At 74.6% G+C, this 21,279-nt stretch carries 17 protein-coding genes; 8 read left to right on the top strand and 9 right to left on the bottom strand.

What is annotated here, in order from left to right; genetic code table 11:
• Positions 1–240 precede the first annotated feature (240 nt).
• Both ABT014_RS02420 and ABT014_RS02415 read left to right on the top strand, forming a co-directional pair.
• A complete protein-coding gene (locus ABT014_RS02420) occupies positions 241–1,515 on the top strand; it encodes a DUF5919 domain-containing protein (protein WP_502894811.1) in 1,275 nt (424 codons plus the stop codon).
• Between the two features lie 160 nt (positions 1,516–1,675).
• Entirely contained in the window at positions 1,676–2,839 is a 1,164-nt protein-coding gene (locus ABT014_RS02415) for a Dyp-type peroxidase (RefSeq protein WP_350636067.1), read from the top strand.
• A gap of 112 nt (positions 2,840–2,951) precedes the next feature.
• Here ABT014_RS02415 and ABT014_RS02410 read toward each other — a convergent pair whose 3' ends face one another.
• On the bottom strand, positions 2,952–3,872 hold the full coding sequence (locus tag ABT014_RS02410; RefSeq protein ID WP_350636064.1) for a S1 family peptidase: 921 nt from the start codon (positions 3,870–3,872) through the stop codon (positions 2,952–2,954).
• Positions 3,873–4,104: 232 nt separating this feature from the next.
• Between ABT014_RS02410 and ABT014_RS02405 the strand changes: the two genes are divergently transcribed.
• Positions 4,105–4,806: an exonuclease domain-containing protein gene (locus ABT014_RS02405; RefSeq protein WP_350636061.1), complete on the top strand. Its 702-nt coding sequence runs from the start codon at positions 4,105–4,107 to the stop codon at positions 4,804–4,806.
• A gap of 3 nt (positions 4,807–4,809) precedes the next feature.
• Here the strand turns inward: ABT014_RS02405 and ABT014_RS02400 are convergent, their stop codons facing one another.
• From ABT014_RS02400 to ABT014_RS02390, 3 genes are all read right to left on the bottom strand, one after another.
• A complete protein-coding gene (locus tag ABT014_RS02400) occupies positions 4,810–5,814 on the bottom strand; it encodes a polysaccharide deacetylase family protein (RefSeq protein ID WP_350636058.1) in 1,005 nt (334 codons plus the stop codon).
• Between the two features lie 158 nt (positions 5,815–5,972).
• Positions 5,973–6,869, bottom strand: a complete 897-nt coding sequence (locus ABT014_RS02395; RefSeq protein ID WP_350636055.1) for a phosphotransferase enzyme family protein — start codon at positions 6,867–6,869, stop codon at positions 5,973–5,975.
• A 138-nt stretch (positions 6,870–7,007) separates the two neighbouring features.
• Complete coding sequence (locus ABT014_RS02390) at positions 7,008–9,224, bottom strand: MMPL family transporter (protein ID WP_350636879.1); 2,217 nt, start codon at positions 9,222–9,224, stop codon at positions 7,008–7,010.
• Positions 9,225–9,749: 525 nt separating this feature from the next.
• Here ABT014_RS02390 and ABT014_RS02385 point away from each other — a divergent pair.
• The 5 genes from ABT014_RS02385 to ABT014_RS02365 all read left to right on the top strand — a co-directional run bounded on the left by ABT014_RS02385 (position 9,750) and on the right by ABT014_RS02365 (position 16,662).
• On the top strand, positions 9,750–11,912 hold the full coding sequence (locus ABT014_RS02385; protein ID WP_350636052.1) for an MMPL family transporter: 2,163 nt from the start codon (positions 9,750–9,752) through the stop codon (positions 11,910–11,912).
• Between the two features lie 288 nt (positions 11,913–12,200).
• Positions 12,201–12,404 carry a cold-shock protein gene (locus tag ABT014_RS02380; RefSeq protein ID WP_350636049.1) on the top strand — a complete coding sequence of 68 codons (204 nt, stop codon included), beginning with the start codon at positions 12,201–12,203 and terminating at the stop codon, positions 12,402–12,404.
• A gap of 205 nt (positions 12,405–12,609) precedes the next feature.
• Positions 12,610–14,250 carry a DEAD/DEAH box helicase gene (locus tag ABT014_RS02375; RefSeq protein WP_350636046.1) on the top strand — a complete coding sequence of 547 codons (1,641 nt, stop codon included), beginning with the start codon at positions 12,610–12,612 and terminating at the stop codon, positions 14,248–14,250.
• A gap of 240 nt (positions 14,251–14,490) precedes the next feature.
• Positions 14,491–16,080, top strand: a complete 1,590-nt coding sequence (locus ABT014_RS02370) for a hypothetical protein (RefSeq protein WP_350636043.1) — start codon at positions 14,491–14,493, stop codon at positions 16,078–16,080.
• 72 nt (positions 16,081–16,152) lie between these two features.
• Positions 16,153–16,662: a hypothetical protein gene (locus tag ABT014_RS02365; RefSeq protein ID WP_350636040.1), complete on the top strand. Its 510-nt coding sequence runs from the start codon at positions 16,153–16,155 to the stop codon at positions 16,660–16,662.
• Between the two features lie 265 nt (positions 16,663–16,927).
• On the opposite strand, the gene ABT014_RS02360 is transcribed toward ABT014_RS02365, so the two are convergent.
• The 5 genes from ABT014_RS02360 to ABT014_RS02340 form a co-directional block, all read right to left on the bottom strand.
• Positions 16,928–17,734: a sirohydrochlorin chelatase gene (locus ABT014_RS02360; protein WP_350636037.1), complete on the bottom strand. Its 807-nt coding sequence runs from the start codon at positions 17,732–17,734 to the stop codon at positions 16,928–16,930.
• Between the two features lie 10 nt (positions 17,735–17,744).
• Entirely contained in the window at positions 17,745–18,656 is a 912-nt protein-coding gene (locus ABT014_RS02355; protein ID WP_350636034.1) for an ABC transporter permease, read from the bottom strand.
• Positions 18,643–19,446 carry an ABC transporter ATP-binding protein gene (locus ABT014_RS02350; RefSeq protein ID WP_350636031.1) on the bottom strand — a complete coding sequence of 268 codons (804 nt, stop codon included), beginning with the start codon at positions 19,444–19,446 and terminating at the stop codon, positions 18,643–18,645. Before ABT014_RS02350 ends, ABT014_RS02355 begins: the two co-directional genes overlap by 14 nt.
• 135 nt (positions 19,447–19,581) lie before the next feature.
• Positions 19,582–20,739: an aliphatic sulfonate ABC transporter substrate-binding protein gene (locus tag ABT014_RS02345; RefSeq protein ID WP_350636028.1), complete on the bottom strand. Its 1,158-nt coding sequence runs from the start codon at positions 20,737–20,739 to the stop codon at positions 19,582–19,584.
• Positions 20,740–20,967: 228 nt separating this feature from the next.
• The coding region (locus ABT014_RS02340) for an elongation factor 1-alpha C-terminal domain-related protein (RefSeq protein WP_502894810.1) at positions 20,968–21,279 on the bottom strand (312 nt) is incomplete at its 5' end.

The raw sequence follows: 21,279 nt of genomic DNA, 5'->3' as shown, positions 1-21,279 counted from the left end.
CGAACGGGTGTCCGTTGGCCGAAAGTCGCGGTGTCGCGGCCCGTCTCGACGGGTCGCGGATCGGATCGTCGTGCCGCCAACCGGCTGCGCCCCGCGCGACCGGGGCAGTACCCTTGATCGTCCGGCACGCCACCGGACCGCGTGCCGGCCCGGGAGCGCCCCGGGGCGCCACGGTTGAGTCCGTGTCAGTGGACGGCCCGTCACCCCCGGTGAGTGGAAGGCCGGGAGGTGAGGTAGCGCATGGGGTTCCCCGCCGACGGCCAGGGCGGGCCCGAGCAGGGGCCCCGGCGCAGCGAGGCGCCGACGCTGGTGATGCGGCCTTCCGGCGGTGGCGGTGGCGGCGGCGCCCGCGGCACCGTCCCGGGCCAGGCCGGCCCGGTCGACGGCCCGCTGATGGCCTGGACGGCCGGCGCCTGGGACACCGCCTACCGCAGGGTCCGGCTGGCCGGCCGGGCCTACGTCTGGCTCAACCTGGTCGAGCAGCGGATGCGCGACCTGGTCGACGAGGTGCTGCGCCCGCTCTACGCCCCCGCGCACGGCGAGGACTGGGTGACGGCCGCCGCCGGGCCGGCCGGCGAGGAGTGGGTGCACCGGGCCGCCGCCGTCCGCGAGGTCAGCCGCCGCAAGGGCTACCTGCTGGACCCGGCCGACGACGACCCGCTGGTCTTCCTCACGCTGCCCCAGCTGCGCGAGCTGATGGTGCAGCACTGGCCCTGCTTCGAGCCGTACCTGGTGGAGCGCCGCGAGGTGGAGCTGGCGCTGGACGAGCTGGAGGTCGCCCGGCACGTGGTCTCCCGCAACCGCAGCCTGTCGCAGACCGTTCTGGACCAGACCGAGCGGGCCGCCGCCCGGCTGCTCGCGCTGCTGGACGGCGGCCACGGCGGGGTGCCGGCCGACGTGGTCGAGGAGCTGGTGGCCGGCCGCTACGCGGACGTGGTCGCGGTGCACGCCGACCGGGTCGGGCTGCAGCGCGAGCTGCCGGTCGAGGACCTGCTGGAGGGCGCCCGCCGGCTGGACGCGGTCGGCATCGGCCTCGGCATGCTGTGCCAGAATTACACCGGCAAGCGGCTGGTGCGCCTCGCCGCCGAGGGCTGCCGGGTGCGGCTGCTGTTCCTCAACCCCGCCTCCAGCGCCGTCCGGCGCCGCGAGCGCGAGCTCGGGATCGGGCGCGGCGAGCTGTCCCGCTCGATCGAGATGAACATCATGCACGTGCGCCGGGTCCGCACCCGGCTGCGCGACCAGGGCGGCTTCGAGATCCGGGTGTTCGACGAGATGCCCCGGTTCACCGCCTACCTGGTGGAGGGGCCGCGCACGGCCGGCCCCGGCGGGCGGCGCCGGTCGACCGACCTCGGCGTGATCCAGCCCTACCTGCGCCGGGCCCGCGGCATCGAGTCGCCCGCGCTGGTGCTGCGCGGCGGGGCCGGGCAGGAGCCGGGCGGCACCGAGCCGGGGCTGCTGGAGGTCTACCGCGAGGAGTTCGAGGGGGTCTGGGCGGACTCCCGGGCGGTGTCCTGACCGCGGCGGCCACCCGCCGCAGGGGCCGGGCGGTACTCGGCCGGGCGGCGCAGCGCCGAGTTGCCGCCGGTCACCGCCCCGGATAGCAAACAGGTGAGCGGATCGTTCCGGCCCGTACGGACGGCCGCGCCCCGCACCCCCGCCACCTGGAGCCCGTCCGATGACCAGTCAGCCCGCCGTCGAGGGCGGCCCGGCCCGCCGCAGCCTGCTCAGGACCGCCGCCCTCGCCACCGGTGCGCTCGCCCTGCCCGCCGTCGGCCTGCCCACCGCCGCGGCCGCGGCCGGCCAGGTGCCGTTCCTCGGCCCGCACCAGGCCGGCGTCACCACCCCGGCCCAGCCGTACGCGGTCTTCGCCGCCTGCAACGTGCACGCCCCGGACCGGGACGCGCTGGAACGCCTGCTGCGCACCCTGACCGCGCGGATCGCCTTCCTCACCACCGGCGGCACCCCGGCCGAGGCGGACGCCGACAACGGGATGCTCGGGCCGGTCGTGCCCGCGGACAACCTCACCGTGACGGTCGGCGTCGGCGCCTCGCTGTTCGACGACCGCTACGGCCTGGCCGCCGCCAAGCCCCTGCGGCTGACCGCGATGCGGGCCTTCCCCGAGGACCGGATGCGGCCCGGCGACGCGCACGGCGACCTGTCCCTGCAGCTGTGCGCCGACAGCCGGGACACCGTCCTGCACGCGCTGCGCGACCTGCTGGCGCACGCCGACGGCGCGCTCGAACTGCGCTGGCGGGTGGACGGCTTCCAGAACCGGCCCCGACCGGACGGCGCCCAGCGCAACCTGATGGGCTTCAAGGACGGCATCGCCAACCCCGACACCGCCTCCGACCGCGAGATGGACCGCCTGGTGTGGGTCCGGCCGGACGGCGGTGAGCCGGCCTGGGCGACCGGCGGCAGCTACCAGGTGCTCCGGGTGGTCCAGATGCTCGGCGAGGCCTGGGACCGGGTGCCGGCCATCGACCAGGAACGGGTCATCGGCCGCCGCAAGGACAGCGGCGCGCCGCTGGAGGTGATCCCGCCCGACGCGCACATCCAGCGGGCGAACCCGCACACCCCGCAGAGCGCCGACAGCCGGATCCTGCGCCGCGGCTACAACTTCGACCGCGGGATCGACCCGGACGGGCGGCTCGACCTCGGCCTGCTGTTCTGCTGCTACCAGCAGGACGTGGTGCGGCAGTTCGAGGCCGTGCAGCTGCGGCTGGCGGGGGAGCGGCTGGCGGACTTCACGGTGCCCACCGGGGGCGGCTACTTCTTCGTGCTGCCCGGCGTGCAGGACGGGTCGGACTGGCTCGGCCGGGGCCTGCTGGCGGCCGGCTGACCCGACCCGCCGGGGCGGGGGCCGGACCGCTGGCCTGCACCGGACCGCTGGCCTGCACCGGACCGCGGGCCTGCACCGAGGGGGCGGGCCCGCGGGCCCGCCCCCGCCGGGCTCAGAAGTTCAGCGGCTGGAAGAAGGTCGGCGAACCGCTGGAGGCGCCGCCGCTGATCAGGCCCAGCCCGGTGGCGCCGTCGTAGACCGGCCCGCCCGAGTCGCCCTCGCCGCCGCTCTGGCTGCTGCGCACCAGCCCGCGGACCACCCCGTCGGGGTAGTTCACCGTCACGTTCAGCGCGGTGACCTGGCCGCAGCTGGTGCCGCTGGTGGAGCCCCGCCCGCACACCGCCTCGCCCAGCGCCGCCTTCCCGAAGCCGGAGATCGGCTTCGCCGCGCCGAGCACGTAGTCCGGCAGCGTCCAGCCGCTCACCGGCGTGATGACCGACCAGTCCGCGCCCGGGTAGCGCCAGTCGGTGACCGTGCCGAGCCGGTTGCCCCCGGCGTCGTACCAGGTCTTGGCGGCGTGGCCGCAGTGGCCGGCGGTGGTGGTGGTGCCCGGGCGGTAGTTGTTGAAGCCGTTGGTGCAGCGGTAGACCAGCCCGGAGGTTCCGCTGTAGATCGCGCTGCCGCCGTGCAGGGTGCCCGGCGCCCGCACCACCTGCCCGGCGGTGGCCGGCGCCAGCGCGATCCGGCGGCCCACCGGCTCCGCCACCTCGGTGAGCTGGGTCAGACCCGGGGTCGCCAGCGCGGCCCCGACGAAGTCCTCGGTCCGCCCGTCGCCGTTGTCCGGCAGCACGGTGACGGCCAGCCGGCAGGCCTGCGGATCGACGTACCAGTACTGGGCCCGCCCGGCCGTGCCGGCTTCGGCCCGGGCGTCCAGGTCGGACTTCAGGCCGTCCAGCCGGGACAGTTCGGCCGCGCCGCAGCGCGGGGCGTCCTCGGCGGCCGGTGCGGCGGCGGCCGCGGCGGCCGGGCCGAGCGCGGCGGTGAGCACGAGCGCGGCTGCCGGCAGCAGCGGGCGCAGGACCTTACGTGGCATCGGGCGAGCTCCCTTCGTCGGCCGCCCGGCTGCCCGCACGGGGTCCCGTGCGCCGGCGCGGCCCTGAGCGGCCACGCTACGAAGGCGAACCATCCCCGCCGCAGAGCGCGCCCGGCGGCTCACCTGATCGGCCCCGGTCTGGGTCCCGGCCGAGGTCCCGGCGGCGGGCTTGTCACTGGCGCAGGCGATGATGGAGCCCGTTCACGGCAGGACTGACGGAAGGACGTGCCGCATGAGCTGGTGGAAGGGGCCGCTGGTCGGGTTCGACCTGGAGACCACGGGCACCGATCCGGCCGAGTCCCGGATCGTCACGGCCGCCCTGGTGGACACCGAGGGCGGCCGGGTGGAGGCCACCACGGGCTGGCTGCTGGACCCGGGGGTGCCGGTGCCGGCCGAGGCGACCGCGGTGCACGGCATAGCCGACGAGTACGCGCGCACCCACGGCGGCCCGGCCGCCGAGGGCGTCGAGGAGATAGCCCGGGCGCTGTGCACCCGGCTGCTGGCCGGGCGACCGGTGGTGGTCTTCAACGCGCCGTTCGACCTCTCGCTGCTCGACGCCGAGCTGCGCCGGCACGGGCTGCCGACGCTGGCCGAGCGGCTCGGCGGCCCGGTCGGCCCGGTGCTCGACGCCCTGGTGATCGACCGCACGGTCGACAAGTACCGCAAGGGCTCGCGCGCCCTGCAGCGGGTCTGCGAGGTGTACGGGGTGGAGCTGGCCGACGCCCACCAGGCCGGCAGCGACGCGCTGGCCGCGGTCCGGGTCGCGGTCGCGCTCGGCGAGCGCTACCCGGCGCAGGCCGGGGAGCTGACGCCGGAGCAGCTGCACGACCGCCAGATCGACTGGTACCGCGCCTGGGCCGAGGGGCTGCAGTCGTGGCTGCGGCAGGGCAAGGAGCCGGAGGCGGTGGTGGACGGCCGCTGGCCGCTGCGCTGAGCCCTAGCGGGCGGGGAGGTCGAAGCCGTAGCCCTGCGCGACCAGCCAGGGCAGCAGCTGCCGCAGCGCCGCGACGGTCTGGCTGCGGTCGCCGCCGCCGTCGTGCAGCAGCACCACGGCGCCGGGGCGCAGGCCGCGCTGGACGGCGGCGACGATCGCGGCCGCGCCCGGCCTGGCCCAGTCGCGCGGGTCGACCGACCAGGAGAGCGAGCGCATCCCGTGCTCGGCGGCGATCTGCTCGTTCTCGGCGGTGAAGTCCCCGCCCGGCGCCCGGAACCAGGCGATCGGGCCGCCCGCCCCGCCGGCGGCCGTGGTGATCATGTCCTGGGCCGCGGTGATCTCCGCCACCTGCCGGTCGTGCGGCAGGGTGTGCATCGGCTGCGGGTGGTGCACCGTGTGGTCGCACAGCCGGTGGCCCTCGGCGACGATCCGCCGGACCGTCGCCGGGGCGGCGGCGGCGTTGGGCCCGATCTGGCAGAAGGTCGCGCGGGCGTGGTAGCGGGCGAGCAGGTCCAGGATCTGACCGGTCGCCGGGCCCGGGCCGTCGTCGAAGGTGAGGGCCACGGTGCGCCCGCCGGTGGCGGTGGTGCGGACCAGCGCGGTGGCCGCGGACGGCGGCGGCGGTGCCGGGGTGGTGGGCCGGCCGGTGGCCGGTGCGGCGGTGGTCGGCCGAGGGGTGTCGGGGCGGCCGGTGTGGGGCGTGGCCGCCGGCGCGGTCGCCGCCGGGGTCCCGCCGGGGGTGGTGGTGGCGGGCGCCGGTGCGGTGGTCGAGCCGCCGGGCCCGGTGGCCGGTGCGGCCGGTGCGGGGGCAGGGGGCGGGGTCGGCCCGGTGCTCGCCGGGGTCGGTGCGGTGGGCGGGGCGGCGGCGCGGGGCGCGGTGGGCACGGCGGGTCCGGAGCCGCAGCCGCAGAGCAGCGCGGGGGCCAGCAGGACGGCCAGCGCCGCGGCGAGGACCCGCCCGCGCTGCGGGGAACGGGGTCGGGGTGACGGGTGGTGCGGGAGCAGCATGGTGACGACTCCTGAGGTCGCACGGCCGCCGAGCTGCGGGCCGCCTGCCGGCTAGGACTGGTCGGACAAGCCCTAGGACGTGCCACCCTCGCGGCCCGGTTCCGCCCGCGCGTACGAGCCGTACCGGTGGCTCGAACGGGCCCGGCCGCGTCCGGGCCTCAGAAGGCGTACCAGCGCACCTTCGGGTCGCCGGCCCGCAGCGAGTCCACCCGGCGGCGGAATTCGGCCAGCGCGGCGGGGGAGGCGGCCGCCTGCTGGGCCACCCAGGCGGCGCTGGCGGTCTCCCGGGCGCCGCGCAGCACGGCGAAGCCGGGCCACTCGCGGACGTCCCAGCCGTACGCGGCGGTGAAGGCGAGGTAGTCCTCGGTGCGGACGCCGTACCGGTCGTGACTGAGTGCCAGCACCACCAGGTCGTGCTCGCGCAGGTCGTCGGCGACGAACTCCAGGTCCAGCAGCACGGGGCCGTCCGGGCCGAGGTGGACGTTGCGCGGCAGCGCGTCCCCGTGGATGAAGCCCGGGGTCAGGTGCGGTGTCAACTCACCCACCGCGGCGGCGAATTCGGCCCGCCGTTCGCGCAGGAAGCGGACGTCGGCCGGGTCGATGTGCCCGTCGGCCGCGGCCAGCCAGCGGTCGACCGGGGCCAGCAGGTCGCGCGGGCGCAGCGGGACGGGCGGGGCGGGCAGCCGGTGCAGGGCGAGCAGCAGCGGGGCCAGGTCGACCGGGCGGGCGGAGGCGACGGCGGGCGGCAGCCGGTGCCAGAGGGTGACGGGGTGCCCGGCGGCGTCCACCGGCTCCGGCAGGTACGGGCGCACCACCGGCACCCCCTGGCCGTCCAGCCAGCGGGCCACCGCCAGTTCGCGCACGGCGCGGCCGGTCAGCCCGGGCGTCCGGCCGACCTTGGCGACCACGGCGGGGGAACCGAGGTCGAAGACGGCGTTCTCGCCGAGCGCCAGCAGGCCGGCGCGGGTGGGCGCGGGCAGGCCGGCGGCGGCGCAGGCGGTGGCGAGCAGGGTGCGGGCGCGGGCCTCGTCGAAGGCTGTGGCGGGGCTGGTCATCGGGCGGCTCCGTTCTGGCTGGTGCCGCTCAATCCTGCCGCAGTCACCGGGTACGAACGGCGCCGGGCCCCGCGCGACGCGCGGGACCCGGCCGGTGCGGGTGGCCGACCGTCCCCGGTGCGGTCGGCCACCTGCGGTTCAGCGGGCGGCGGTCTGCCGCGCGGGGGCGGCCGGGTCGGCCGCGTGCCGGGCCTGCGGGAGCGGGGCGCCCGGCTCGCCGTGCGAGAAGTCCGGGAGCCAGGACAGCCAGCGCGGCAGGTACCAGTTGCGCTCGCCCAGCAGGGTCATCGCGGCGGGCAGCAGGACCGCCCGGATCACCGTGGCGTCGATCAGCACCGCGACCGCGAGGCCGACGCCCATCTGCTTCATCGACTGCATCGACAGGGTGCCGAAGACCGCGAACACCCCGACCATGATCACGGCCGCGCTGGTCACCACGCCGGCGGTGCTGCGGATGCCGTACGAGACGGCGGCCCGGGTGGACAGGCCCCGGTCGTGCGCCTCCTTGATCCGGGAGACCACGAACACGTGGTAGTCCATGCTCAGCCCGAACAGGATGACGAACAGGAACAGCGGCACCCAGGACTCCACGGCGCCGACCCCGGCGGTGCCGAGCAGCGAGGCGCCCACGCCGTGCTGGAAGACCAGCGCGAGAACCCCGTAGGCGGCGCCGACCGAGAGCAGGTTGAGCACCACGGCGGTGACCGCGATCCCCAGCGAGCGGAACGAGGTGAGCATCAGCAGGAAGGCGAAGGCCACCACGAAGCCGAACACCGGCAGCATGGAGTCGGACATCTGCCGGTTGAAGTCGTGCGAGCCGGCGGTCTGGCCGGTCACCGGGGCCTCGGTGCCGGCCACCGCGAGGAGGGTGCCGGGGACCACCCGCTCGCGCAGCGCGTCGAGGGCGGCGGTGCTGGTCGCGTCGTTGCCGCTGCCCGGGAGCGGGACGTCGATGGTGGCGATGTTCTGCTCACGGTGCACGGTGACCTCGATCGGGCCGTGCACCCCCGGGGTGGCCAGCGCGGCGCTGCGGAAGTCGGCGATCGCCCTGGTCATCTCCGGCGAGCCGATGTCCCTGGCCTTGACCACGACGGTGGCCGGGGAGGGGCTGCCGGGGAAGGCGGCCTCGATCCGGGCCGAGGTGGCGACCAGGGCGTTTCCCGCCGGCAGCTGCTGCTGGAAGGTCAGGTTGGCGGTGTGCATGGTGAGCAGCGGCGCGGCCAGGCCCAGCAGCAGGCCGCCGGAGAGCAGGGTGGCCGCCAGCGGGCGGCGCAGCACGGGGGTCAGTACCGCGTTCCACACCCGGCCGCCGCGGGCCGGGTCGGCGGTGCGCAGCCGGTGCAGCAGCGGCACCCGGCCCTTGTCGACCCGGTCGCCGAGCATCGAGAGCAGTGCCGGCAGCACGGTCAGCGAGCCGAGCACGGCGGTGATCACCACGATGATGGTGGCCAGCGACATGGCCTGGAAGTCGGCGATCCCGGTGAGGAACATGCCGGCCATCGCGACCACCACGGTCACCCCGGAGACCAGCACGGCGCGGCCCGAGGTGGCGGCGGCGATCCGCAGCGCGTCGGCGGCGGGCCGTCCGGCGGCCCGCTCCTCGCGCTCGCGGCGCAGGTAGAACAGGCAGTAGTCGACGCCGACGGCGAGGCCGACCAGCAGCATCACCGAGCTGGCGTCGTCGCTCGTGTGCAGCAGGCCGCTGCTGAGCGCGACCAGCCCGCCGGCGGCGATGAAGGCGGTGAGCGCGAGCAGCACCGGCAGGACGGCGGCCACCAGCGCGCCGAAGGCGACCAGCAGGATGCCCAGCGCCAGCGGCACGGCGGTCCACTCGGCCCGGGCGAAGTCGTCGGTGAACTGCTCCTGGAACCACTTGCCCGAGCTGGCCTCGCCGAACTCCGCGACGGTCAGCTCCGGATGGGCCGCCTGCACCTTCGCGACCGCGTCCAGCACGGCGGGCACGTTCTGCACCGCCAGGTCGTCGGCGCCGGCGATGCTGAACTGGAGCAGGGCCGAGTGGCGGTCCGCCGAGATCGCCCCGCTCTCGTACGGGCCGTGCAGGTCGGCGGTGCGGCCGGTGGCGCCGACGGCGGCGGCGACCTGGTCGACCACGCGGTGGAAGGCCGGGTCGTCGGCGGTGCTGCCGGCGCTCTGGACCAGGACCACCTCGCCCGCCGGGCGCTCGATGCCGGCCTCGTCCAGGATCTTCGCGGCCCGGGCGACCTCGCCGGGCATCGATTCGGACTGCTCGACCTTGGTGCTGCCGTGCAGGCCGCCGAGATAGGCGGCGAGCACCACGAACAGCAGCCAGCCGAAGACGGCGGTCTTCCTGTGCCGGGCGCTCCAGGCCCCCATGGTTGCGGCAAGTCCGGTACTCACGAGTCTGATCCCCCAGGGAAAGCGGCGGCGGTGGCCGCCGGAAGCGGTCGCCGGTGGTGGTCCGGCGCGCTGTGGAAGCTGCACCACAGAGGCTAGGAATTCGCGGCCGGGACCGACATCCGGCTGGCGGGGGAGCCCGCCCTGGGCCTTCCCTCACCCGTGGGGTGGGGTTTGCCCTACCCGCCGTCCCGGAGATTTCCCCCGGGACGGACCGCCCAGGAATCCACCCTGAGGCGGAGGCGTCTCCACCCGGAGTACGAGGTGCCGCGCGCAGCCGCAGGTCAGGATGGTCGAGGGGAGGCACCCGACCTCCCCTAGGGGGTGCGTCCGGGGAGTGGTCACTTGCCGGGCGGCAAGTAAATTCCCGTAGGATGCCAACCGTACTTACCTGCCGACCGGCTAAGAGCTGCCGTCGCCGCTCCCCGCCCGGTCCCGCGCCGTCGCCCGACGTCCCGTCCCCCCAAGGGCTGCGGTGAACCATGCCCAGGAGGCACAACGAGCATGTTCCACCGAATAGGACACTTCGTCGTCAAGCGGGCCTGGTGGGTGATCATCGGCTGGCTGGTCGCCGCCGTCGCCATCATCGCCACCGCGCCCGCGCTGACCGCGCAGACCGACGAGAGCGCCTTCCTGCCCGAGCACTACGAGTCCATCCAGGCCTCGAAGGTGCAGGAGCGGGCCTTCCCGGCCAACTTCACCCCGGCCGCGATGGTGCTGTTCGAGCGGACCGACGGCGGCAAGCTGGACGCCGGTGACCAGGCCGCCATGGACAAGGTCGTCAAGGGCCTGACCGACCAGCACGTCAAGCTGGTCGAGACCATTCTGCCGGTCAGCGACCAGTCCACCTCCAAGGACGGCCGCTACGCGCTGTCCATGGTCGGCATGGAGAAGAACTCCGCGCACAAGCCGGAGGCCGCCGACTCCGCGAAGGAGCTGCGCGACGAGGCCAAGAAGCTCGCCGAGGGCAGCAACCTGAAGGTCCAGCTGGGCGGCCAGGCCGCGCAGAACCTGGACCAGAAGGACTCCTCCGAGCTGGCCAACATGCTGATCGGCGTCGGCACGATCGTGATCATCCTGCTCACGCTCGGCGTCATCTTCCGCAGTCCGATCATCGCCCTGCTGCCGGTCCTGTCGATCTTCGTCTTCTCGATGGTCGCCAACGGCCTGATCGCCGACGCCAGCAAGGCCTTCGGCCTCAAGGCCGACAGCTCGGTCTCGGCCATCCTGATCATCGTGCTGTTCGGCGTCGGCACCGACTACTTCCTCTTCCTGATGTTCCGCTACCGCGAACGGCTGCGGGCCGGCGACGACCGCAAGACCGCCGTGGTCAACGCGGTCGGCCGGGTCGGCGAGGCGATCGCCTCGGCGGCCGGCGCGGTCATCGTGGCGTTCAGCGTGCTGCTGCTCTCCAGCCTCGGCATGTTCCAGGCGCTCGGCCCCTCGCTGGCCATCGCGGTCCTCGTCACCGCCCTGGCCTCGGTCACCCTGGTGCCCGCGATCCTGTCGCTGATCCCGGAGAAGGTGCTGTTCTGGCCGTCCAAGGCCTGGCAGAAGGATCCGGCGAACGCCCGCTTCGCGGCCCTCGGCCGCACCGTCGAGCGCCGTCCGCTGCTGGTCACCCTGGTCTCCGGCGCCCTGCTGGTGGCGCTCTCCTTCGCGGCCTTCGGCTACAAGGGCACCTTCGACCTGGCCTCCGGCTCGATGCCGAAGACCAAGGAGTCGATGGTCGTCCAGGACACCCTGATGACCGCCTTCTCGGCCGGCGCCGCCGACCCCAGCCACGTGTACGTGGAGAGCAAGAACGGCGCCAAGCTCGACCCGGCCGCGCTGAACGGCTACGTCGGTGAGCTCGGCAAGGTGCCCGGGGTGGCCCAGGTCGTCCCGCAGCCGCACCTCAACACGGACGGCACCGTCGCCGACATCACCGTGATGCTCAAGGACGCCCCGGCCACCAACCAGGCCATCGACACCATCGACGGGCTGCGCAAGGTCGCCCACGGCTCCGCGCCGCAGGGCAGCGAGGCCAAGGTCGGCGGCATCACCTCGGTGTACAAGGACATCAACACCGCGATGGCCCGCGACTACTCGCTGGTCTTCCCGGTCGCCGCGCTGCTGATCATGCTGATCCTGGCCCTGCTGCTGCGCAGCGTGGTCGCCCCCTGGTACCTGATGGGGGCGGTGGGCCTCGGCTTCGGCGCCACCGTCGGCGCCACCAGCCTGGTCTTCCAGAAGATGCAGGGCGAGGCCGGCCTGATGTTCATGCTGCCGATGTTCATCTACCTGTTCGTGGTGGCGATCGGCACCGACTACAACATCCTGATGATCGCCCGGCTCCGGGAGGAGGCGGCCGAGGGCCACAGCCCGCGCAAGGCGGCCGGCCTGGCCATGCGGCACGGCGGCCCGACCGTCGCGGCGGCGGGCAGCATCCTGGCGCTCACCTTCGCCACCATGCTGCTGGCGGGCAACTCGCTGTTCAGCCAGATCGGCTTCTCGGTGGCCTTCGGCATCGCCGTCTCGGCCTTCGTGATGGCGATGTTCTTCACCCCGGCGCTGACCGCGCTGCTCGGCCGGGCGGCCTGGTGGCCCGGCCACGGCTCGCTGCCCGGACACCCGGAGGCCGCCCCGGCGGTCACCGACACCCGGGAGCCGGCCGGCCGGCACTGAGTTCACGACTCGAAGCCGAGGGGGCGCGCGGAGCTCGTCCGCGTGCCCCCTCGGTTTGTCCCCCAAACGTCGTGTGACCAGGGGAACTTTCCGATCACCACACCGATCGGCCGTGCTACAGTCGATGCAGTTGCAGTATTGGTTCCCATGAACGTGTGTGTGCGCCTGCTGGTCCCAACCGACAGGCGCATTTGTTTTGTCCGGTGTTTTGTCTCCGGATGGGGATCGCGGCTATGTGGGGTTCACGAGGTGTGGACCCTGACGCCCCAGTGAAATATGGAGACGGTTATGGCTACCGGCACCGTGAAGTGGTTCAACAGCGAAAAGGGCTTCGGCTTCATCGAGCAGGACGGCGGCGGCGCTGACGTGTTCGCCCACTACTCGAACATCCAGTCCAACGGCTTCCGCGAGCTCCTCGAGGGCCAGCAGGTCGAGTTCGACGTCACGCAGGGCCAGAAGGGCCCGCAGGCCGAGAACATCCGCACCATCTGAGACCCGGCTCACAGCCGACTCGAACAGTGCTGCGCGAGGGCCCGCACCGCAGGGTGCGGGCCCTCGCCCATGCTGCCTCACGGCCGGGGCGGCGCACTCCTCCCCCGAAACGGCCGACCTCCCCAGCTCTCGCCGGGGTGCCCCCTCAGGGGCCCACCGCACGGCACTGCCGTCGCGGTCGGCCGAATCAGGATTTAGGAGCACGATGACCGAGCCCGCACGCAACCAGCGCACCCGTACCGGTGGCGGCCGCCCGCCGCGCCGCCCGGCCGGCGCCTCCCGCCCGCGCACCGCGACCCCGCGCCCGGCCGAGGAGTTCACCGTCGTCCAGGGCACCCCGGCCCGCCCGCCGGCGGCGAGCTTCGCCGAGCTGGAGATGCCCAAGGCGCTGCTGACCGCGCTGACCCGCGAGGGCGTCACCGAGCCGTTCCCGATCCAGGCCGCCACCCTGCCCGACGCGCTCGCCGGGCGCGACGTGCTCGGCCGCGGCCGCACCGGCTCCGGCAAGACCCTGGCCTTCGGCCTGGCGCTGCTGGCCCGCACCGCCGGACAGCGCGCCGACTCGCGCCACCCGCTCGCCCTGATCCTGGTGCCCACCCGCGAGCTGGCCCAGCAGGTCACCGACGCGCTCAGCCCGTACGCGATCGGGCTCAACCTGCGGATCACCACCGTGGTCGGCGGCATGTCGATCACCCGCCAGTCCAACCAGGTGCGCCGCGGCACCGAGGTCCTGGTCGCCACCCCCGGCCGGCTGGACGACCTGATCAACCGCGGCGACGTCCGGCTCGACCAGGTGAAGATCACCGTGCTGGACGAGGCCGACCAGATGGCCGACATGGGCTTCCTGCCCCAGGTCGCCAAGCTGCTGGAGCAGGTCGCCCCCGGCGGGCAGCGGATGCTCTTCTCCGCCACCCTCGACCGCAACGTCGACCGCCTGGTGACCCGCTTCCTGACCGACCCGGTCACCCACTCGGTGGACCCCTCGGCCGGCGCGGTCACCACCATGGACCACCACGTGATCCAGCTCGACCCGGCCGACAAGGCCGAGGCCACCGCCCGGATCGCCGCCCGCGAGGGCCGCGTGATCATGTTCGTGCACACCAAGCACGGCGCCGACCGGCTGGCCAAGCAGCTGCGCGCGGCCGGCGTCCAGGCCGCCGCGCTGCACGGCGGCAAGTCCCAGCCGCAGCGCAACCGCACCCTGGACCAGTTCCGCGAGGGCCAGGTCAGCGCGCTGATCGCGACCAACGTCGCGGCCCGCGGCATCCACATCGACGGGCTGGACCTGGTCGTCAACGTCGACCCGCCGATCGACCACAAGGACTACCTGCACCGCGGCGGCCGCACCGCCCGGGCCGGCGAGTCCGGCACCGTGGTCACCCTGGTGCTGCCCGAGCAGCGCCGCGAGGTCTCCCGGCTGATGACCACCGCCGGCATCCGCCCCACCGTCACCAAGATCCGCCCCGGCGACGGCGAGCTGCACCGGATCACCGGCGCCCGCACCCCCAGCGGTGTCGCGGTGCTGCCGATCCTCGCCCCCACCCAGATCGCGGCCCAGGCCGCGGCGGAGGCCGGCGCGGCCGCCAAGGCGGACGGCCAGGGCCGGCGCCGCCCGCAGTCCAAGCGCTCCGCGCTGCCCAAGGACGTCGACTCCAACGGCAACCCGCGCCGCCCCCGCCCCAAGCAGCGCCTCGGCGCCGCCACCGGCGGCAACCGCGCCGCGGCCGGCGGCAGCCGCCAGGCCGCCGGGTTCATCGGCAAGACCTCCGGCCGCGCCCAGCCCGGCTCCGGCACCAAGTCCGGCTCCAACTACGGCACCGGCCGCCAGCGCCGCAAGTCGGACTGACCCGCCGGCACCGCCCCGGGGCGCCCGACCGCACTGCGGTCCGGCGCCCTTCGGCGTACCCGGGCCGGCCCGCCCCTACCTGCGCTGCACCTGCGCTGCGCTGCGCCCGGGACGGCCCTCCCGGCCACCGGAAAACCTCCTTGTGGGGCCCGACCGGATCGGACATGATCGCTCACGCATCGATCGTGCGAGGCCCGTCGAACGGCCCACCGCACGGCCCGTTCAGAGGGGGAGACCAGCATGACCCGAACCACCGGCAGACTTCCGGCCGTCGCGGCAGGAGCGGCGCTCGCCGCCGCCGCAGGGCTGTTCGCCGCGCCGCCGGCCGGCGCCGCCGGCACCGCGCCGGTCCGCGATCCGCGGACCGCCCCCGTGCCCGGCTTCGCCACCACCGGGCAGCGGACCGCCTGCGGCGCCGACGGCGCACCCGGCTGGATCACCACCGCGGCGCCCACCTTGACCGTCACGGCCGACTCGCCCGAGGTCCGGTTCACCGTCCGGGACGACCAGACGCCCGCCCACACCAAGGTCTTCGACGCCACCGCGTCCACCACCGCGGGCACCGCCCAGGTCACCACCGCCGGGCTGACCGACGGCCACGCCTACAGCTGGCGCGCCAAGGGCGTCCACGCGGACGACCCGACGGACGCCTGCCGGTTCCGGGTCGACAGCACCGCGCCCGCCCAACTCACCGTCGAATCGACGGACTTCCCGTCCCAGGGCACCCCGTCCAAGCACGCCGGCCAGATCGGCTCCTTCACCCTCGGCGCCACCGACCCGGCCTCCGGGGTGGCCTGCTACTGGTACACGACCGGCCCCTACCTGAGCTTCGGCCAGGACTGCACCGACCCGGCGGCCGTCGCGGCCGGCCCCGACGGGCGGGCCACCGTGCCGATCCGGGTCACCTCCTGGGGCACCAACACCCTGACCGTCCGGGCGATGGACAAGGCCGGCAACATCAGCTGGCCCGCCCAGTACACCTTCTACGCCCCGTCCGACCCCAACCCGCCGAGCACCCCCGGCGACGTGGACGGCGACGGCGTCCCCGACATCCTGCTGCCCGACGCCAAGGGCAACCTCCAGATCATCAGCGCCGCCGCCACCACCGCCGCCCCGACCTCGGTCGTCGCCGCCAACCGGGCACCGGACCACGCCGGCTGGGGCGACTACCAGCTCGTCCACCGCGGCTGGGGAGAGCACGCGCCGATGGACGACCTGATCGCCTTCCGGCCGCGGACCGGCCCGTACCTGTACCGGAACACCGACTACGGCACCTTCACCGGCGGCGTGGGCTTCATCGACCGCCCGGCCGACCTGCCGTGGGACGAGCCGACCATCCCGGCGGACTTCGCGACCGACTGGGGCCGGACCGACCAGCTGGTGTCCGTGGGAGAGCTGGCGCCCCACCACGGCCCCTCGCTGCTCACGGTCGAGGACGGTGACCTCTGGCTGCTCACCGCCGTGAACAGCTACAGCTTCTGGACGGTCGGCAAGCTCAGCACCGCGGCCTGGGCCGGCTACGACCTGATCGCCCCCGGGACGGCAGCCGACGGCACCTTCGCGCTCTGGTCGCGCGAGCGGGCGACCGGCGTGCTGCGCAGCTACCCCGTCACCCGCGGCACGGACGGGTCCTGGGACTTCTCCGCCCTCGCCGACCCGGCCGCCGGCACCGTGACCGGGAACTTCCCGGTGGCGCAGTACCCGACGCTGGGCAGCTCCGGCGACGGCAATGGCGACGGCCACCCGGACCTGTACGCCGTGACCGCCCAGCGGCACCTGCTGACCTTCGACGGGGTCGCCACCCCGAAGGACCTCGGCGTCCTGGCCTGACCGGCACCGCGGGCCCCCACCCGCCGGGTGGGGGCCCGCGGCGTCCCCGGCGGGCCCGCGTAGGCTGGACGGATGGACCTCGGAGAGCGGCTCGGACGGCAGGAGGACGGGCTGGACGACCTGCTCGCCGCCCTCGGCCTGACCTGGCCCGACGAGCCCGACGAGCGGGTGGCCCGGCTCGCGCAGCAGCAGCCGCACTACCCGCAGTACCACCGGATCGGCCACAAGCGGCAGACCGTCCGCCGAGCGCTGGAGGCCGACCGGACGGCCGCGGCGCGCCACTTCGAGCCGGTGCTCGCCCTCCTCCTGCTCGACGACGACCCCAGCTCACCGCGCTGGCTCACCACCGCGCTGGTCGCCGCGGTCGGCCACCGGCGGGTGCTGGCAGGACTGTTGCACGCCGCCGAGGAAGGCACCCCGGACCAGCGCCGCTGCGCCGCCAACGCCTGGCACTGGGCCGAACCGCCGCTGCGCCACGCGAGTGAGCAGGCCCGCCGCGAGGGGCGGCCGACCGCCACCAGCCGCGCGCAGCGCGAGGCGGTCGCCGACCTCGAACAGCGCTTCCGGGCGGCGATCGGCTGACCCGCGGGCCCGGCGCGTGCGGACACCCTGCGGGGGCGCCGTCGCACGGGCGTCCCGTGCGGATCCGGCTCGACGTGGGCACCTCGGCGGGCGGGGGCCGGATCGGTTCACGCGGTCGGCGGGCTCCCGGACGGGCCTGCCGAGCCGACCTGGCGGCTGCCGGCCGGGCTGCGCCCGCGCGGCGCCGGGCCTCCCGGCGCAGGTCCGTCCCGGCCGTCGCGACAGTTCCCGGGTTCTGCCGGGGCGGAACGAAGGTGGCGGTACGTCAGGCCGTCAGTGCGGGGGCGGTCGCCGTCGCCGTGCGGGCCAGGTCGTAGCGGCGCAGCAGCAGGGTGGCGATCTCCGGGGAGGCGCCCAGGACTCCGGCCGTCAGGTCGGCGCCCGACGCCTCGGCGGCGGCCGCGATCCGGTCGGGCAGCAGACCGGGAGCCAGCAGGTAGGGGGCGACCGCCACCCGCTCGACGCCGGGGGCGGTGCGCAGGGCCGCGACCGCGTCGGGGACGTGCGGCGGGACGGCGGAGGCGTGCGCGGTCTCCACGGCCGCCCAGCCGCGGGTGCGCCGCCACTCGGCGGCGAGCTCGCGGACGGCCGCGTTGGCCGCCGGGTCGGAGGATCCGGCGGAGGCGAGCACCACGCCGGTGCGGGCCCGGACGGCGGCGGAGCCGAGGTCCAGCCCGGCCTCGGCCAGCCGCCGGTCCAGGGCGTCCAGCAGCAGCGGCGACGGGCCCAGCACGTCCGCCACCGGCAGGTCGGCGGCGGCCGCGCGCAGGGCGGCGGGGATGTCGCTGCGGGCGTGGAACGCCCGGCCGAGCAGCAGCGGGACGGCGACCGCGGCCCGGCCGTCCAGCCGCCCGACGACCTGCGGGATCCGCGGCGCGCAGTGGTCCAGGTACGCGGTGGCCACCTCCAGCGCCGGTCGCGCCGTGCGCACCAGGCCGACCAGCGCCTCGACGGTCGCGGCGTGCCGGGCGTCCCGGCTGCCGTGGGCGATCAGGAGCAGGGCGGGGCTCCCCGCCGCGGGGGCGGGGGCGGGGGCCCGGCGGTGCGGGGCGGACGGCCGGTGGCGGGTCATCGCGGCGGCCTCAGCGGGTGGTGACGAGCAGGCCGCGGCTGCGCAGCACGCGGCGCTCGATCGGGGAGAAGATCAGCAGGTCGATGGCGACGCCGACGACCAGGATCAGCACGATGCCCAGCAGCACCCCGGACATGTCGGAGAACTCGCGCTGGTTCTCCAGGTAGCGGCCGAGGCCGACGCCCAGGTCGGGGGAGGCGGCGATGAGTTCGGCGGCCATCAGGGAGCGCCAGGAGAAGGCCCAGCCCTGCTTGAGGCCGGCCAGGTAGCCGGGCAGTGCGGCGGGCAGCAGCACGTGGCGGGCGCCGGCGAGGCCGGTGGCGCCGAGGGTGCGGCCGGCCCGCAGGTAGATCGGCGGGACCTGGTCGATGCCGGAGATCAGGCCGTTGGCGATGGAGGGGACGGCGCCGAGCAGGATGACGGCGTACATCGCGGAGTTGTTGATGCCGAGCCAGATCACGGCGGCCGGGACCCAGGCGACCGAGGGCAGCGACTGGAGGCCGGAGAGCACCGGGCCGAGGGCGGCGCGGATCGGCTTGACCCTGGCGACCAGCAGGCCGATCGGGGTGCCGATCACGACGGCGGCCAGGAAGCCGGACAGGCCGCGCCACAGGCTGGTCCAGATGATCGAGAACAGCGTGCCCGCGTACCAGAGCTTGGTGAGGGCCTGCCAGACCTCGCCGGGGCTCGGCAGCTTGTCGGTGGTGGTCAGCTCCAGCGAGACGGCGAGCTGCCAGACGCCCAGCACCAGCAGGATGCCGAGGACCGGCGGGAGCACCTTCCGGCGCAGCACCTGGCCGACCGGGGTGCGCTGGGTCTGCACGGTCTCCAGCGCGTCGAGACCGGCCTCCACGCTGGCGGAGTCGGCGGGCGAGGTGTCCGCGGTGCGGGCGGGTGCGGGGGAGGTGTCAGTGCTGGACATGGCGGCGGATCTCCCCACGCAGTTCTTCGGTGATCTCGATGGACAGATCGGCGACGCCGGCGGATTCGATCCGGCGCGGTTGCGGCAGGTCGATCCGCCACTCGCGGGCGATCCGGCCCGGGCGGGAGGAGAGCAGTACGACCCGCTGGGCGAGCCGGACGGCCTCGCGGACGTTGTGGGTGACGAACAGGACGGTCAGCTGCCGTTCGGCCCAGATCCGGGTGATCTCGTCGTGCAGCACGTCGCGGGTGATGGCGTCGAGCGCGGCGAACGGTTCGTCCATCAGCAGCACGTTGCCGCCCTGGGCGAGCGAGCGGGCGAGCGCCACGCGCTGGCGCATGCCGCCGGAGAGCTCGTGCACGCGCTTCTTGTACGAGCCGCCGAGCCGGACCAGCTCCAGCAGGCGTTCGGCCTCGGGACGGCGCTCCTCGCGGGGAACGCCCGCCAGGCGCAGGGCGAGTTCGATGTTCTTCCCGGCGGTGAGCCAGGGGAACAGCGCGTGGTCCTGGAACATCAGGGCGGGGCGTCCGCCGGGCACCTCGATGGTGCCGGCGGTCGGCCGGTCGAGGCCGGCGACCAGGTTGAGCAGGGTCGACTTGCCGCAGCCCGAGGCGCCGAGCAGGGTGACGAACTCGCCCGGGGCGACGTCGAGCGAGATGTCGTCCAGGACGGGGGCGGCGGTGCCGGGGCGGCCGAAGGTCTTGTGGACGTGCGAGAGCCGTACGGCCACCTGGCCGGCGGCCGCCTCGACGCCGGCGGCGTCGTACGAGGTGGTCAGTGTCGGGGTCATCCGGACACCTCCTGCGTGATCGGTCTGGCGTCGGGCTGGCGGAGTGGGAGCCGGGGCCCGGCCCCGCCCCGTCCTGTGATTGGGCATCGACCAGGACGGGGGCGGGGCGCGGACCGCGGAGTCACGGGGTGGGGGTCACTTGACCCCGAGGCCGGCGTCCGCGACGGACGGCCGGCCCGTCTCCTTGAGCACCTTGTTGAGCAGGGTCAGGTCGTAGATCCCGGTCAGGGTCGGCTTCTCGAGCAGGCCCGCCTTGACGGCGTGGTCGGCCTCGGCCTGGAAGGTGCCCGCCAGCGGGTCGTCCAGGAACTCGATGTCCTTCCACGCCGGGTCGAGGATCGCCGGCTCCAGGGCGTTGCCGGCCGCGGCCTTGATGGCGTCGTTGGCGTCGGCCTTGGCCTTGTCCGGGTTGGCCTTGATGAAGGCGTTGGTGTTCACCGAGCCGCGCAGCACGGCCTCCACCACGTCCGGGTGCTCCTTGAGGAACTTCTGCGAGACGATGATGTTGGTGATCACGAACTTGCCGTCGGGCCAGACCTGCTTCTCGTTCAGCAGCTCCTTGGCGCCGAGCGTGACCAGCTTGGAGGCGGTCGGCTCGGGCACCCAGGCGCCGTCGATCGAGCCGGACTTGTAGGCGTCGGGGGTGACCTTGTTGTCCGAGCGGACCACCGAGACGTCGCCGGCGCCGGACTGCGGGTCGACCTTGTAGCCCTTCTCCGCCAGGTAGTTGAGCAGCGCCACGTCCTGGGTGTTGCCGAGCTGCGGGGTGGCGATCTTCTTGCCCTTGAGGTCGTCCAGGGTCTTGATCTTGTCGGGGTTGACCACCAGCTTGACGCCGCCGGACGCGGAGCCGCCGATGACCCGCAGCGAGGTGCCCTTGGACTTGGTGAAGCCGTTGATCGCCGGGGAGGGGCCGATCCAGCCGATGTCGATCGAGCCGGCGTTCAGCGCCTCGATCTCGGCCGGGCCGGCGTTGAAGATCTGCGGCTTGATCTGGGTGGCGCCCAGCTCCTTCTGGAACAGGCCCTCCTGCAGGCCGACCAGCGGGGTGCCGTGGGTCAGGTTGGCGAAGTAGCCGATCTTCACGGTGTCGGCGGAGAGCTTCGTGCCCGAGGTGCCGGAGGCGGCTGCGGGGGCGGCCGCGGCCTTGCTGTCGGTGCTCTTCGAGCCGTAGCTGCAAGCGGTCAGCAGACCGGCGACGGTGACCGCGGCGACGACGGCGACGGCCGACCGTCTGATCCGGCCGGAGTTGGGGCGGGCCGGGGTATGCGGGTGCGAGGTGCTGGGTGCCATGAGAGTCGTCCCTGTTCCATGGAAGGAGGAAAGCGTGCGCTGTGCTGTCGGCATCGGGATGCCGGGGCGAGCCGGTCGGCCCCGCTGTGGGAAGGGCCGGTCCGGTGACAGGGGGTCAGTGCCCCTGTCCGCCCCCACATCGGGTCAGCCCGCCCTGGCCGCTGCCGAGGACGCCGCTGCCGATGCGGCCGCCTTCCTTGTCCATGCCCGAGAACGCCTCGCTGGGCATCAGACCCAGTCCTCCTCGTTCGGATCGGTGGTGCGTACGGTGTCGAAGGCCTCGCCCGCCATGCCGGCGGTGAGGGTGGTGCCGTCGGCCGGGTCGATCAGCAGGAAGGATCCGGTCCGGCGGTTGGTGCGGTACTCGTCCAGGGCCAGCGGTTCGGCGGTGCGCAGTACCACGTGGCCGATGTCGTTGACGTCCAGGCCGTCGGTGCCGCTGCGTTGTTCGAGGGTGTCGATGTCGATGCGGTAGGTGATCTCCTTGACCAGGGCCCGGACGGTGCGGGTGGTGTGCTTGAGGAGGACCTTGTCGCCGGC

The sequence above is a fragment of the Kitasatospora sp. NPDC094015 genome (assembly GCF_040304075.1).
Classification (GTDB): Bacteria; Actinomycetota; Actinomycetes; order Streptomycetales; family Streptomycetaceae; genus Kitasatospora.
This window is presented reverse-complemented; position numbering and strand designations above follow the sequence as displayed.